This window comes from Nocardia sp. CDC519, from assembly GCF_059509835.1.
Window position 1 is genome coordinate 5,975,852 of the sequence record NZ_CM183377.1, and the last position, 14,280, is coordinate 5,990,131.

A 14,280-nucleotide genomic window follows, 5' to 3' on the forward strand; every position below is an offset into this window, starting at 1 on the left:
TCGCAAGACTGTGTGGAAGTAGCTCACTTCGACGGTGGGCAGGTCGGCGTCCGCGACTCCAAGAACCCGAGCGGCCCGGCACTCGCCTTCACTCCCGCCGCATGGGACAGTTTCCTCACCCGCGCGCGCAGAGGAGAATTCACCCGCCCCTGACCACTTGAAAGCCCCCGCGGGCCGCCAACCGGCGGCAGCGGGGGCTTCCCGCTATCAGCGGACCGGAATGCACACCGAATGGCACATGAGGACGGCGAACATCGAAATAGCCCTACCTCATGTGCCACTCGGGAAGTCGGTCAGGCGGTGCGCGCCTTCTCGGCGGCGACGACCACGTGGCGCATCAGCAGGGCGGTGGTGACGGGGCCGACGCCGCCGGGCACGGGGCTGAGTCCTTCGGCTTTCCCGCGCACGGAGTCGGCGTCCACGTCGCCCACGATGCTGCCGTCGGCGGCTTCATTGGTACCGACGTCGATCACGACGGCACCCTTACGCACGTGCTCGCCGGTGACCAGCCCGATGCGGCCGGCGGCGGCGACGACGATGTCGGCGGCGGAGGTCACCGCGGGTAGGTCGGTGGTGCGGGAATGGCAGACGGTGACGGTGGCATTCTCCGCCAGCAGCAGCTGGGCCAGGGGTTTGCCGACGACGTTGGAGCGGCCGACGACCGCGACATGCCGACCGGACAGCGGGATCTGATGATGCTTCAGCAGCTCGACCACGGCTTCGGAGGTGGCGGGCACGAAACCTTCCAGGCCCGTGGCGAGCAGGCCGAGCGAGAGCGGGCTGACGCCGTCGACGTCTTTGGTGGCCGCGATGGCCGAGCTCACGTCGTCCAGGGTGACGCCCGAGGGCAGCGGGGTCTGCAACATGATGGCGTCGGTCGCGGCGTCGGCGCTGCGGTTCGACAGTTCGGCACGGATCTCGTCCGCGGTCGCCTCGGCACCGAGATCGACAGTGTCGCAAGCGATTCCGAGCCGCTCGGCGGCCTTGCGGAGCGAGTTGACATACCAGGCGCTGGCCGGGTCTGCGTTGGCGACGATCAGCGCGAGTTTCGCGGCGGCTCCGCTGTCGGCGAGTGCCGCGGCACGCTGCTTGGTATCGGCATTGATGGCGGCGGCAAGTTCCTTGCCGGTCAGCGAAACGGTCTCCACGGGGCCTCAGCATAACCGGGCAGCCGGGATCGGCTGCGCGCCGGAGGGCGGCGCCGCGCGGATCGGAGGGCACCGGCGGCGGATTTCGGCCGCAATTCCCGCGCTCGCGGGCTCACCGGCCGTATCGTGATGAGTGTTTGCCACCGGCTAACTGCCAGCTGACGTACCGAAAACCCGTGTCACACGTGGAAAGGTGTCGACTGTAGTGAAGATCTCGAGGCATATGAAGAACCTGGTCGCGGCGATGTTCGCCGCGACGACCATTGCCGGGCTGGCCGCCGCGCCCGCCCAGGCGAGCCCGGAAACCGACGCCCTCTACAACTCCGCCCAGCGCCACTTCACCGCCGGCAACGACGCCGCGGGCCGCGATGATCTGCGCAGGCTCATCGGCGCCGACCCCAACGATGCCGAGGCGTTGTCATTGCAGGCCATCTGGTCCCATTACGCGGGCGATGTGCCCGCGTTCGCCGATGCGATGGGCCGGTTGCGCGCGGTCGACGCGGGAATGGCCGCCGGTACCGATCAAGTGGTGAACGCGATCGGGGCGGCGGTGGCGACGCTGCCCAATCCGCTGCCCGCGCTGGTCGGCCCGCAGACCGGCATCGTGGTGCTCGGCTACGGCCTGCTGCCCGACGGCTCGCTGCGGCCCGAGCTGGTGAACCGGCTCACCGCCGCCTGGATCCAAGCCGTCGCCTCGCCCTTCTCGCCGGTGATCGTGACCGGCGGCAACCCGCAGAACGGGGTCGCCGAGGCCGATGCCATGTTCCACTGGCTGGTCGGGCGCGGCCTGCCCGCCTCGCGTATCCATGTGGAGAACCGGGCCGGGTCGACGGTGCAGAACGCGCTGTTCAGTTCGCGGATGCTGCGTGATCTCGGCGCCACCAGCGCGGTCGTGGTGACCTCGCCGAACCACATCCGCCGCGCCGTCGCCGACTTCATCGTGGCCGGAACCCATGTGGTCGGCGCGATGACGTCGCTGGAACAGCTGGTCTCGCAGCTGCCGCCGCCGAACCGCCAGGCCCAGCGCGGCATCTACCTCGACGCCACCCGCACCTTCCAGCTGGCCACCGCCCGCTGAGGGCGTTGGAAAAGGGGCGGAACGCATCGAGCCGCCGAGACCCTCCAGGCCGTCACATCACCTGGCCGGCAGGCACACTGAATTCCGCCCCGACCGCCGGCGGACAGTCGCGCTGTCCACCGGATAGCCGCCCTGCGCGGCGGATATTCGCGTGCAAGGTGATCGCCGGCCGAATAGAACTGGACCGGTGAACGATCTGACCTTCGACGCCGTCGTCGGCCGTTTGCGCGCGGCCGGGTGCGTGTTCGCCGAGGACGAGGCGCGGCTCCTGCTGGACGCGACCAGCTCCGCGGACGAGCTCGACCGGCTGGTCGACCAGCGGGCTTCGGGAGTTCCGCTGGAGCACCTGCTCGGCTGGGTCGAATTCCGCGGCATCAGGGTCGGGATCCGGGCGGGCGTGTTCGTGCCGCGGCAGCGCACGGCGTTCCTGGTGGACGAGGCGGCGGCCCGGGCGCGCGCCGAGGGCCGGACCGAACTCGTGGTGGTCGATCTGTGCTGCGGGTCGGGTGCGCTCGGGCTGGCGCTGGTCACCGAGCTGGCGGAGATGCGCATCGAGCTGGACGCCGCCGATATCGACCCGGTCGCGGTCGCGTGCGCGCGGGAGAACCTCGCGCCGATCGGCGGCCGCGCTCACGAAGGTGATCTGTTCGCGGCGCTACCGCCGGCTCTGCGCGGACACATCGACATCCTGCTGTGCAACACCCCGTACGTGCCCTCGGACGAGATCGCCCACATGCCACCCGAAGCTCGCGATCACGAACCCGCCACCGCGCTCGACGGCGGACAGGACGGACTCGACATCTTCCGCCGCGTCGCCGCCGAAGCCTCCGAATGGCTCGCTCCCGGCGGCCATCTGCTGGTCGAGATCAGCGAAGAACAACGATCCACCGCCACCGCGATCGCCACCGATGCCGGACTCACCCCGAGGATCGCCCACTCCCCCGACTTGTACGCGACGATCATCGTCAGTACTCGCTGAACCGCCGCAACTCAGGTCCCCCGGTCCGCGAGCGTTTCATCGGATGGTGTCGCGTCGACGTCGAATGGACGCCGTCTGCCGGGAGGGTAGACCGGATCCGGGTGGTGCCCGAACAGGTAATCGCGGAAGGTGCGCAGATATTCGGCGAACTGCGTGTGATCAAGGAACGCCGTCGTGTCCGGGTCGAACCAATCGCTCGGCATCGGCCGTCGGGCAATGACGTAGTCGAGCGCTTCGCGCACCATGTCCCCATAGCTCGGCACCTCGATGATGGCGCGGCGCAATTCTGGTGCGTAACGCCACATCTGATCGCCCAGGTAGGTGTAGGGCATGCGCCCGACCGGCCACAGTAGGCTATCGACATGCGGTATCTCGTCCCACCACTCCGGCAGCGGGTCGGGGCGCATGCAGGCCCCCGGCCGTTCGGGGGAATCGGTGAGGCGTTCCGGGGTGGAGCCGGGCGCAGCGGGGTTTCGGCCGACGCCGCGAGGACGCCATATCGGCCCGCGCCGGAGGTTGCTCGGCGGATACCAGACACCGCGCCACACAGAAACTCCCAGATGGCAAGGGTTCACCGAAAGTTTCTCCGCGAGCGAGATATCGACCGTGATGTGCCGCACCGGAGGTAGCTCTGCGCCCTCGGGAAGCAGATCCGCCACCATCGACAAGCAGTCCCGAACGTCGAATCCGGTCACGCCCACGCCTTGGCTCAGCGGCCAGGCAGGTCGTTCACTCCCCAGATCGAATTCGATCCAGAATCGCCGCACCGTGGACATTCGCCCACCGTGCCACATCACCGTGCCGAGAGCTAACCGACGATTCCCCTCGAATCGTCGGTCCCGAACCCGGCGATCGGACCGCTCCCGCCCCACATGGCTCAGCATGCGACTCGCCACCGGTGTTCAGCCCCGACCGGCGTCCCGCGCAGCCAGGGGCCACCGGCGGCGAGCGTCAGTCCGCCCACAAACGAGTGTCGTGGGCCTGGACCAGCGCTCGAATACGAGCGATCGCGTCGCCTACGGTGTAGCCCGGCAAGCGACGCCCGTCGCGCAGTCGAATTGCCACCTTCGCGTCGGAGACTTCGGCCGGGCCGAGGATGAACTGGTAGGGCACCAAACGGGTTTCGCGCACCCGCGCCGCCAGGCTCCCTGCCTCCGAATTCACCACCCGCACACGCAGATCCGCCTCGCGGCAGTGCTCCCGGAGCTCCGCGGCCGCGAGTTCCTGGCCCTCGGATACCGGCAGCACGACGACCTGAACAGGGGCCAACCACGCCGGGAAGGCCCCGCCGTGTCGCTCGATGAGATGCGCGACCGCACGCTCGACGCTGCCGATGATGCTGCGGTGCACCATCACCGGCCGGTGCTCGGCTCCGTCGGCGCCGATGTAGTGCAGATCGAACTGCTCGGGTTGATGGAAATCGACCTGCACGGTGGACAGGGTCGATTCGCGTCCGGCATGGTCGCTGACCTGGATATCGATCTTCGGGCCGTAGAACGCGGCTTCACCCTCCACCGCCTCATAAGGCACACCCGCCCGATCGAGCACCTCGCTCAGCATCTTGCTCGCACGCTGCCACATCTGTGGTGCCACCACATATTTCCCGCCCGCTCCGGGCAGGGAGAGCCGGTACCGAGCGCCGGTGATTCCCAGGGCCCGGTAGGCCGAACCGATCAGCGCCAACGCGGCACCGGCCTCGTCTGCGACCTGGTCGAGGGTGCAAAAGATGTGTGCGTCGTTGAGCTGGATGCATCGCACCCGGGTCAGCCCGCTGACCACACCGGACAGTTCCGACCGGTACATCGCGCCGAGCTCGGCCATGCGCAGGGGCAGGTCACGGTAGCTGCGCGAACGGGACCGGTACATCAGCGCGTGATGCGGGCACAAACTGGGGCGCAGCACCACCTGCTCACCACCGATGTCCATCGGCGGGTACATGTCGTCGTGGTAGTGCGCCCAATGGCCAGAGATTTCGTAGAGTTCCCGCTTGCCGAGCACGGGCGAGTACACATGCTGGTAACCCGCACTCCGTTCAACGGCGCGGATGTATTCCTCGAGGCTGTGGCGCACGATCGCGCCATCGGGCAGCCAGTACGGTAGTCCGGCCCCGATCAGCGGGTCGGTATCGAACAGGCTCAGTTCCCGGCCGAGTTTCCGATGGTCGTGCACGTGCGTCTTCCTTCCTTTCGGAGGCGGATGACCACGTGCGAAAGCCCCGGGCATCCGCCCGGGGCTTTGATCAGAACAACGGTCAGCGCGCCGGGACCTCGTCCGGCGTCGTGGTGCGGAAGGCGCGCTGCATGCCGAGCACCCTACACCCGCGCAATTGCCCAGCACAACAACACAACACGCTGGAAGGTACCTGCCGATCGCGACCCCACGCGGGCGAACTGCCCGGTCGACGCCGCGCCGCGGCGCGCGAGAACCCCGATGCGGCGCGCTCGAGCCAGACCGGGGAATCGCATCACTTGCGCCCGGTGAACTCCTCCATCGAGCGGTACACACCCACCGTGTCGAGGAACAGGTCGCGCAGTTTGATCGGCAGCAGGCCCGACAGTGCCTTGTTCAGTCGCGAGGTCCACGGCAGGATCACCAGGGCGCCACCGTTCTTCATCTCCTGCCAGGAGGTATCGACGACCTCTTCCTGCTTCAGGATCGGGGTGAGCAGGAAACCCTTGGCGCCGTCGAACATGCCGGTGTCGATGTAGGTCGGGCACACGGTGGTCACCTTGACGTGGTCGTGGCCGGCCTGTTCGAGTTCGATGCGCACCGAATCCGACCAGCCCAGCGCCGCCCACTTGGAGGCCGCGTAGACGCTCATCCGCGGGTTCGACACCAGACCGGCCGAGGACGCGATGGTCAGGACCCGGGCCTGTCCGGTGCCGGCCACCATGGCGGGCAGGAACTCGAGGGTGACATACATCGGCGCCAGCGAGTTGATCGCCATCGTCTTGTCGATGTCGGCGCGGTTGGTGGTCTCCCAGAAGTAGGTATTGCCGCGCACGATTCCGGCGTTGTTGACCAGGATGTCGATATCGCCGACCTCGTCACGCACCGCCTGTGCGGCCTCGCTGATCTGGTCCGGGGCGGAGACGTCGACGATGAAGTGGTGGATGGTGCCGCCGAGGGCGGTCAGCTCGGCGGCGGTGTCCTTCAGCGCGGCCTCGTTGATATCCCACAGCACCACCGCCGCGGCGCCCTCACGCACGGCGCGTTCGGCGAACAGCTTGCCCAGCCCCATGGCGGCACCGGTGACCAGGACCTTCTTGCCCGCGACCGTGTCCAGTTTCATGATTGTCGTCCCTTGTTCGATGGATGGTGGTCTGCGGTCACTTCTGGCGCAGCGTTTTCATGACGCCGAAGTACAGCGTCATGGTCTTGGCCCACAGCTCTTCCGACATTCCCGGCAGCGGGGCGACGGGCAGCATCCGCTGCACCGCGATGGTCTGGGTGTCGATGTATTTGAGCAGGCCCTCGGGGCCGTGGCGGCGGCCGGTGCCGGAGATCCCGAGCCCGCCCGAGGGCGCGTCGACACTGCCCCAGGCCGCGATGAAGCCTTCGTTGACGTTGACCGACCCGGCATTGATCCGCGCCGCCACCTCACGTCCACGGGCGGTGTCCCTGGTCCAGACACTGGCGTTGAGTCCGTAGGCGGTGTCGTTGGCCTGTTCGACGGCCTCGTCATCGCTGGCGACCCGGTACACCGACACCACCGGGCCGAAGGTTTCCTCGCGGTAGACCGTCATACCCGGCCGCACGCCGGCGAGCACGGTCGGCTCGAAGAAGTACGGGCCGAGATCGGGGCGGTGCTTACCGCCGGCAAGCACCGTCGCACCCTTGGCGACCGCGTCCTCGACGTGCGCGCGCACCGTGTCCAGCTGCCGCTGGAAGGTCAGCGAACCCATATCGGCGCGGTAGTCGAGATCGGCCCCGAGCTTCACGGCCTCGACATTGGCGACGAACTCGCGCACGAACCGGTCGTAGACGGCGTCGTGGACATAGATGCGTTCCATCGATTCGCACAGCTGACCGGCCGAGGCGAAGCAGGCGCGCACCGCGGTCTTGGCGGCGGCCGAGACGTCGGCGTCGGCCAGCACCAGCAGCGGGTTCTTGCCGCCGAGCTCGAGGGAGTAGCCGATGAGCCGCTCGCCCGCCTGGGTGGCGATGGTGCGGCCGGTGGCGCTGGAACCGGTGTAGTCGACGTAATCGGCGCGGCCGATCACCTCACCGCCGATCACCGCGCCGCGACCGAGCACGATCTGCCACAGGCCCGCGGGCAGGCCGGCGCGCTCGGCGGCATCGACGGCCCACAGGGCGGTGAGGGCGGTCTGGTTGTCCGGGCGGCCGACGACGGCGTTGCCGGCCACCAGGGCGGGCAGCGCATCCGAGACGGCCAGCGCCAGCGGGTAGTTCCACGGCGAGATGACCGCGACGACGCCCTTGGGCCGATGCCGCACGTCGACCTTGGTCAGCACCGGCAGCACACCGCGCGGCTTGCGGGTGGCCAGCAGCTTCTCCGCGACCGAGGCGTAGTAACGGGAGTTGACCGCGACGTCACCGACCTCGTCGAAGGCGTGTACCCGGGACTTGCCGGTCTCGGTCTGCACGATGTCGAGGATCGCGTCCTGTTCCTTCAGCACGATGTCGTGGAAGCGGCGCAGCACCGCGACCCGCTCCCGGATCGGGCGCGCCGCCCACTCGCGCTGGGCCTGCCGGGCACGGTCGAAGGCCGCGTCGATATCGGCGGTCGAGGACTGCGGTAGGTCGGCGATCTTGCGGCCGGTCGCCGGAGCGAAGACCTCCACCGATGGCGCACCGCCCGCGGCGGCACGAGCGAGCAGCGGTTTCACCAAAGCCGGGGACAGCGCTTCGGCGTCGGCGTGCCGGGCAGTCGTCATGAGCGGCCTTCTCCTGCGGATCGGTGGATTAATTTGAACAGTGGTGTTAGATTAATATGCGTGACGAGCTCCATGTCAAGCTCTCCGATGTGCAGCACAGCCGTGAACCGATCCGCGCGATGATGGCAGGCCATGTCTGAGACCACCGCACGGCGCGGCAGGCCGCCGCAGACCAAGCAGCAGGCCGAGCAGGTGCGGTCGCGGATCGTGCTCGCCACCGCCGAGGTGTTCAGCAGGACCGGCACGCGCGGATTGAGCGTCGCCCAGATCATCGAGCAGGCCGGTATCGCCCGGCCCACCTTCTACCGCTATTTCGCGAATGCCACCGAGCCGCTGCTGCTGGTGCTCGACGCCTCCAACGAGGGCTTGGTCGAGGGCATCCGCACTGCGCTCACCGTCACCGCCGAAGGCGTGGAACTCGGCATCCGCCTCATCGACGCGTTCCTGGATTGGGCCCGCGGCCACGGCCCCATGCTGCGCCCACTGTTCGCCGAACTGCACGATCCGGCCTCCCCGGTATCCGGCTACCGCGAGCGGGCCCTCGACGAGATCCGCGCGACCGTGCGGGAGAAGTTCAGCGAGCTCGGCCGCCCCGTGCCGTCACCGCTGGATCTGGACGCCGCACTGCACGTCTGCGAGTACGTGGTCTACCGCATTTCGGCCGGCGCCGAGCCCGGGTCCGAGCCCGACTCGGAGACCGTCGCCGCCGCCCGCGTCACCATGATCCGCGTCGTACTGGCAACTCTCGGCAATACCGACGATCTGAACTACGCGATGGAGTTGCCCGGCATATTTCCGGCCGCGCCACGGTGACCGGCGGGCCTTACCGCGCAGGCCCGGACCCGCACGCGCAGTGAAGTCACTCACAGCGGAGCACGAATCCGACGGCACCGCACGGCCTTTCGCGACGATAGCCACGTGTTAGCCGGAGCGCGATGAACGGCCAGTGAGGAACTGCGGCGTTCCCGTCAGCAGGGTGGCCGATCGCCAACGGGTCATAGCCACGGGGTGTCCAGATTAGTGATACCGCACGATACAGGAACTAGAAAGCGCTGAGCCGCAGCATCGTTCGTCACTTCGTCGGATTCCGGCGCTAGTTACCGTCGGGTAATGTCCGCGGCGTCGATCACCCAGGAACGATCCCGAACGCATTCGTCATCGATTTCAGGAGCCCACGTGCTGCATTCTCGATTCGAATCCATCGGCGCCTATCTGCCTTCACATACCGTCACCACCGATGAGGTGTTGTCCCGGTTGGCAATTCCGCCGTCATTCGATCTGGAGCGAATCACCGGCGTGAAAGAGCGCCGTGTCCGCGACACCCGCCCTGGCCACGAGGAGGATTCGTTCACCTTGGCCATGGCCGCCGCGAACGACTGTTTGTCCAGGTCACGTTATGCGGCAACAGAACTCGACGTCATCATCTCGACCTCGATCACGCGCAGCAAGAACGCGACCCGGATGTACATGGAGCCCTCGTTCGCCTCGGCGATCGGGCGCGCACTCGGCGCAACCAACGCCATCACATTCGATATCTCGAATGCCTGCGCCGGAATGCTCACCGGTACCTACATTCTCGACAGAATGATTCGGTCGGGCGCGGTCCGCAATGGTCTCGTGGTGAGCGGTGAAGCCATCACACCTATTTCCGATACCGCGGTGAACGAGATCTCGGAGAAATACGATCTGCAATTCGCCTCGCTCACCGTCGGCGATTCCGGCTGCGCGCTGGTGCTCGATCAGGCGGTCGACGATGCCGACAAGATTCATTACATCGAGATGATGACGGCCTCGGAGTACTCGCACCTGTGCCTCGGCATGCCGAGCGACAAGACCCAGGGCGTGGCCCTGTACACCGATAACCGCAAGATGCACAACGAGTCCCGGTTCCTGCTGTGGACCGACACCCAGCGCAACTTCCTGGCCGAGCGTGGTCGCAGCTTCGCCGACGAGGAATTCGACTACATCATCCACCACCAGTTCGGCGCCGCCGCCGTGCCGTACATGAACGCGATCGGTGAACGGGAGTTCGGCACCCCGATGCCGCCGGACCTCAATGTCATCCACAAGTACGGAAATACCTCCACCACATCGCATTTCATCGTGCTGCACGATCAGCTCGGCGAGGACAACATTCCGGCCGGGTCGAAGCTGCTGATGATTCCGGCGGCCTCGGGGGTCGTCACCGGTTTCCTGTCCACCACCATCTCCTCCCTGAAGGTGTGATCATGGGCGTACGTATCACCGCCACCGCTGTCAGCCGGGCCGAGGACACCCGCAGCGTCGTCGAGAACAGCGGCCGGGCCGCGCGGCACTGCCTGGAACGGGCCGGGGTGCGGCCCGAGCAGATCGGGGTGCTGATCAACGCGGGCATCTTCCGCGATTCGAACACCGTGGAGCCGGCCGTCTCCGCGCTGATCCAGAAGGCCGCCGGTATCGGGCTCGAGTACGGCGTCGACGACCCGCGCACCTTCTCCTTCGACCTGATGAACGGCGCGGTCGGGGTACTCGACGCGGTTCGGGTGGGCACCGCGATCCTGGAGACCGGCAGCGCGACGCACGTGCTGATCGTCTCCGGCGACACCCATCCCTCGCTGACCCGCACCGCCGCCACCGAGGACTTCCCGTACGCGAGCTCCGGCGCGGCGCTGCTGCTCGAATCCACCGGCGGCCCCGAAGGATTCGGCCGCGTGCACAGCCTCAGCGGCGCCGGCGGGCCCGGAATCGAGGCGTACGTCGATACCGCGACGATGGGCACGGTCGGCCGCACCCTGATGACCGTGGTGCGCGAACCCGACGTCGAGCAGCGGTTGCTGGCACTGGCGACGGAGGCGGCGCTGGCCGCACTGGCCGACTCCGGTCACGCCGATCTGGCCGGCACCGCGCTCATCGCTTCCACGCCGAGCCCGGACTTCCCCGCGCGGCTCGCCGAATCACTCGGCATCGCCGCTGATTCGGTGCTGCTGCCCGACCTCGCCGACGGCGATCCGCATACCGCGGCCCTCACCCACGCCTACGACCTGGCGGCCGCAGGCGATGGCCTCGACCGGCACACCCACGTGCTGTTCGTCGCCGCGGGTGCGGGCCCGTCGGCGGCCGCGGTGCTGTACCGGCTGCCCGATCGCGCGGCGAGCGCCGGAGCGGCGGCGTGAGCACGGCGACCTACTGGCAGGCCATCGATCGCTTCCGCGCGGTGGCGCAGACCGACCCGGAACGCGATGCGGTCATCTTCCCCGCGCACGTGCCCGAGGCCGGGCCGCCCACCTATCGGACGCTGAGCTACCGCGAGTTGGATCGCTGGTCCGACACCATCGCCGAGCGCCTCACCGCCGCCGGGGTCGCCGCGGGCACCCGCACGATCGTGCTTGTGCTGCCGAGCCCGCAGCTGTACGCGATCATGCTCGGGCTACTGAAGATCGGCGCGGTGCCCGTGGTCATCGATCCCGGGATGGGCCTGCGCAAGATGGTGCACTGTCTGCGCGCGGTCGAGGCCGAGGCGTTCATCGGGATACCGCAGGCGCATGCGGTCCGGATACTGTTCCGTCGTAGCTTCCGGCGGGTACGCACCAGCGTCACCGTCGGGCGGCGGTGGTGCTGGGGCGGCGACACGCTGGCCGAATGGGGTCGCGAGCCGAGTGGTGCGGTACCGGACCGGGCACCGGCGGATCCGGGCGAGGTCCTGCTCATCGCCTTCACCACCGGCAGCACCGGCCCGGCCAAGGCCGTCGAGCTCACCCACGGCAATCTGGCCGCGATGGTCGACCAGGTGCACGCCGCGCGCGGTGGCATCGCGCCGGACACCTCCTTGATCACCCTGCCGCTGGTCGGCATCCTCGATCTGCTGCTCGGCGCGCGCTGTGTGCTGCCGCCGCTGATTCCGAGCAAGGTCGGGTCCACCGATCCGGCGCATGTGGTCGACGCGATCACCCGGTTCGGGGTGCGCACCATGTTCGCCTCCCCCGCCGTGCTCATCCCGCTGCTTCGCCAACTGCGGCGGCGGCCGACGCCGTTGCCGACCCTCGACAGCGTCTTCTCCGGCGGCGCGCCGGTACCGCACTGGTGTATCGCGGGGCTGCGCGAGGTCCTGCACGACGAGGCCAGGGTCTACGCCGGATACGGGTCGACGGAAGCACTACCGATGTCCACCATCGAATCCCGGGAACTGCTGGACGGGCTCGTCGAGCGGACAGAGCGCGGGGCGGGCGTCTGCATCGGGCGGCCCGCCGAGGGCATCGCGGCGCGGATCGTCGCCATCACCGACGATCCCTTACCGACCTGGACCGAGGCCGAGAAACGCGCGCCGGAACTGAACGGCACGCGCGGAATCGGTGAGCTCGTGGTGGCGGGACCGAACGTCAGCACCCGGTACTACTGGCCCGAGCGGGCCAACACCGCGGGCAAGATCGACGACGGCGCCCGCATCTGGCATCGCACCGGCGATCTGGCCACCATCGACGAGCAGGGCCGGATCTGGTTCTGCGGACGCAAGTCTCAGCGCGTCGTCACCGCCGCGGGACCGATGTTCACCGTCCAGGTGGAGCAGATCTTCAACACCGTCGCGGGCGTCGCCAGGACCGCCCTGGTCGGGGTGGGCGAGCCGGGTGCGCAACGCCCGGTGCTGTGTGTGGAACCGGAAGCCGGCGCGGACACCGCATCGGTGGTGACGGCCCTGCGGGCGCTGGCCGCGCGGTCGGAACTCACCGCCGCGGTGGACCACTTCCTGATCCACCCGTCGTTCCCGGTCGATATCAGGCACAACGCCAAGATCGGCCGGGAGAAACTCGCGGTCTGGGCCGCGAAGCAGTTACGCGGAAGTGGGGCTCGATGAGAACGGCCGCCTTGCGCGCGATTCCCGTCATCGGCTGGTTGTACCTGGTCGCCGGGCTCATCGCCGCGTCCGCAGGCAGGGCGCCGGCGCATCGGCTACCGCGTGCGCTGTGGTGGATCGACGCGTTCCTGAGCGTCGTCGTGCACGCGGCGCAGATTCCGTTCGCGCTGCGCGCCGCCCGCGGCAGCGGCCGTTCGGCGGGCGAAATAGCGCTGATGACACAGATTTTCGGGCTCACCTGGTGGCGCACGATCGACCACGGGCAGCGGGAGGACACGCGATGACGATTCTGGTGACAGGCGCCTCCGGCTTCCTCGGCGGGGCGCTGGTGCGGCGACTGGTGCGCGAGGGCGGGCACGAGGTATCGATTCTGGTGCGCCGCACCAGCAGCCTCGGTGATCTGGGCGAGCTCGCCGGCGTCCGGGTGGTCACCGGCGATCTGACCGACGAAGCCTCGCTGCGGCGGGCCACCGAGGGCATCGATGTGGTGTTCCACAGCGCGGCCCGGGTCGACGAACGCGGCACCCGCCGCCAGTTCTGGGCCGAGAACGTGCGCGCCACCGAGGTTCTGCTCGACGCCGCCCGCGACCACGGCGCTTCGCGTTTCGTGTTCATCTCGAGCCCGAGCGCGCTGATGGATCGCGACGGCGGCGACCAGCTCGACGTGGACGAATCACTGCCGTATCCGCGCCGGTACCTGAACCTGTACTCCGAGACCAAGGCCGCCGCCGAGCGCGCGGTGCTGGCCGCCGACGCACCCGGATTCCGCACCTGCGCGCTGCGGCCGCGCGCGATCTGGGGTGCGGGCGACCGCTCCGGCCCCATCGTGCGGCTGCTCGGGCGCACCGCCGAGGGCGCGCTGCCCGATCTGTCGTTCGGGCGCACGGTGTATGCGTCGCTGTGCCATGTGGACAATATCGTCGACGCCTGCGTGAAAGCCGCGACCGTCGACGGCGCCGCGGTGGGCGGTAAGGCGTACTTCATCGCCGATGCCGAACGCACCGATGTGTGGGGGTTCCTCGCCGCCGTCGCCGGCGACCTCGGCTACGCCCCGCCGGCCCGCACCCCGAATCCACGGGTGGTGCGCGCCGCCGTCGCGGTGATCGAGGCGATCTGGCGGCTGCCACCGGTGGCCACCCGCTGGTCGCCACCGCTGTCGCGGTATGTGGTCGCGTTGCTCACCCGCTCGGCCACCTACGACACCGCTGCCGCGGCCCGGGATCTCGGCTACCGGCCGATCATCGACCGGGACACCGGTCTCGCGTCCTTCCTGACCTGGCTCGCCGCCAACGGCGGCGTCACCGAACTCACCCGGACGCTGCGCTAGCCCCGCGCACCCGTCCCACCGA

14 protein-coding genes are annotated in these 14,280 nt (G+C 68.6%); 9 read left to right on the forward strand and 5 right to left on the reverse strand.

Annotated features, from left to right (window positions below):
• The first annotated feature begins 12 nt into the window (after positions 1-12).
• Entirely contained in the window at positions 13-153 is a 141-nt protein-coding gene (locus AC5W7N_RS27120; protein ID WP_495922542.1) for a DUF397 domain-containing protein, read from the forward strand.
• A gap of 140 nt (positions 154-293) precedes the next feature.
• On the opposite strand, the gene AC5W7N_RS27125 is transcribed toward AC5W7N_RS27120, so the two are convergent.
• A complete protein-coding gene (locus tag AC5W7N_RS27125) occupies positions 294-1,148 on the reverse strand; it encodes a bifunctional 5,10-methylenetetrahydrofolate dehydrogenase/5,10-methenyltetrahydrofolate cyclohydrolase (RefSeq protein WP_195021660.1) in 855 nt (284 codons plus the stop codon).
• A gap of 223 nt (positions 1,149-1,371) precedes the next feature.
• On the opposite strand from AC5W7N_RS27125, the gene AC5W7N_RS27130 reads away from it, so the two are divergent.
• Complete coding sequence (locus AC5W7N_RS27130) at positions 1,372-2,226, forward strand: YdcF family protein (protein ID WP_194990809.1); 855 nt, start codon at positions 1,372-1,374, stop codon at positions 2,224-2,226.
• A gap of 187 nt (positions 2,227-2,413) precedes the next feature.
• Positions 2,414-3,205, forward strand: a complete 792-nt coding sequence (locus AC5W7N_RS27135; RefSeq protein WP_194990801.1) for a putative protein N(5)-glutamine methyltransferase — start codon at positions 2,414-2,416, stop codon at positions 3,203-3,205.
• A gap of 11 nt (positions 3,206-3,216) precedes the next feature.
• On the opposite strand, the gene AC5W7N_RS27140 is transcribed toward AC5W7N_RS27135, so the two are convergent.
• From AC5W7N_RS27140 to AC5W7N_RS27155, 4 genes are all read right to left on the reverse strand, one after another.
• Positions 3,217-3,981, reverse strand: coding sequence for a hypothetical protein (locus AC5W7N_RS27140; RefSeq protein WP_490725585.1), 765 nt, complete (start codon positions 3,979-3,981; stop codon positions 3,217-3,219).
• Between the two features lie 175 nt (positions 3,982-4,156).
• Complete coding sequence (gene thrS, locus AC5W7N_RS27145) at positions 4,157-5,374, reverse strand: threonine--tRNA ligase (protein WP_194990803.1); 1,218 nt, start codon at positions 5,372-5,374, stop codon at positions 4,157-4,159.
• Between the two features lie 295 nt (positions 5,375-5,669).
• Positions 5,670-6,497: an SDR family oxidoreductase gene (locus AC5W7N_RS27150; RefSeq protein ID WP_194990804.1), complete on the reverse strand. Its 828-nt coding sequence runs from the start codon at positions 6,495-6,497 to the stop codon at positions 5,670-5,672.
• A 37-nt stretch (positions 6,498-6,534) separates the two neighbouring features.
• Entirely contained in the window at positions 6,535-8,103 is a 1,569-nt protein-coding gene (locus AC5W7N_RS27155) for a succinic semialdehyde dehydrogenase (RefSeq protein WP_195021658.1), read from the reverse strand.
• A gap of 132 nt (positions 8,104-8,235) precedes the next feature.
• Between AC5W7N_RS27155 and AC5W7N_RS27160 the strand changes: the two genes are divergently transcribed.
• From AC5W7N_RS27160 to AC5W7N_RS27185, 6 genes are all read left to right on the forward strand, one after another.
• Entirely contained in the window at positions 8,236-8,916 is a 681-nt protein-coding gene (locus AC5W7N_RS27160; protein ID WP_195021657.1) for a TetR/AcrR family transcriptional regulator, read from the forward strand.
• 363 nt (positions 8,917-9,279) lie between these two features.
• Complete coding sequence (locus AC5W7N_RS27165; RefSeq protein WP_163812807.1) at positions 9,280-10,329, forward strand: 3-oxoacyl-ACP synthase III family protein; 1,050 nt, start codon at positions 9,280-9,282, stop codon at positions 10,327-10,329.
• Positions 10,330-10,331: 2 nt separating this feature from the next.
• Entirely contained in the window at positions 10,332-11,255 is a 924-nt protein-coding gene (locus AC5W7N_RS27170) for a beta-ketoacyl-[acyl-carrier-protein] synthase family protein (RefSeq protein WP_194990805.1), read from the forward strand.
• Positions 11,252-12,931 (forward strand): fatty acid CoA ligase family protein, encoded by a 1,680-nt coding sequence (locus AC5W7N_RS27175; RefSeq protein WP_194990806.1) that lies wholly within the window; start codon positions 11,252-11,254, stop codon positions 12,929-12,931. Before AC5W7N_RS27170 ends, AC5W7N_RS27175 begins: the two co-directional genes overlap by 4 nt.
• On the forward strand, positions 12,928-13,215 hold the full coding sequence (locus tag AC5W7N_RS27180; protein ID WP_194990807.1) for a hypothetical protein: 288 nt from the start codon (positions 12,928-12,930) through the stop codon (positions 13,213-13,215). The genes AC5W7N_RS27175 and AC5W7N_RS27180 overlap by 4 nt, the downstream gene beginning before the upstream one ends.
• Positions 13,212-14,258 (forward strand): NAD-dependent epimerase/dehydratase family protein, encoded by a 1,047-nt coding sequence (locus AC5W7N_RS27185; RefSeq protein ID WP_195007384.1) that lies wholly within the window; start codon positions 13,212-13,214, stop codon positions 14,256-14,258. Before AC5W7N_RS27180 ends, AC5W7N_RS27185 begins: the two co-directional genes overlap by 4 nt.
• Positions 14,259-14,280 lie beyond the last annotated feature (22 nt).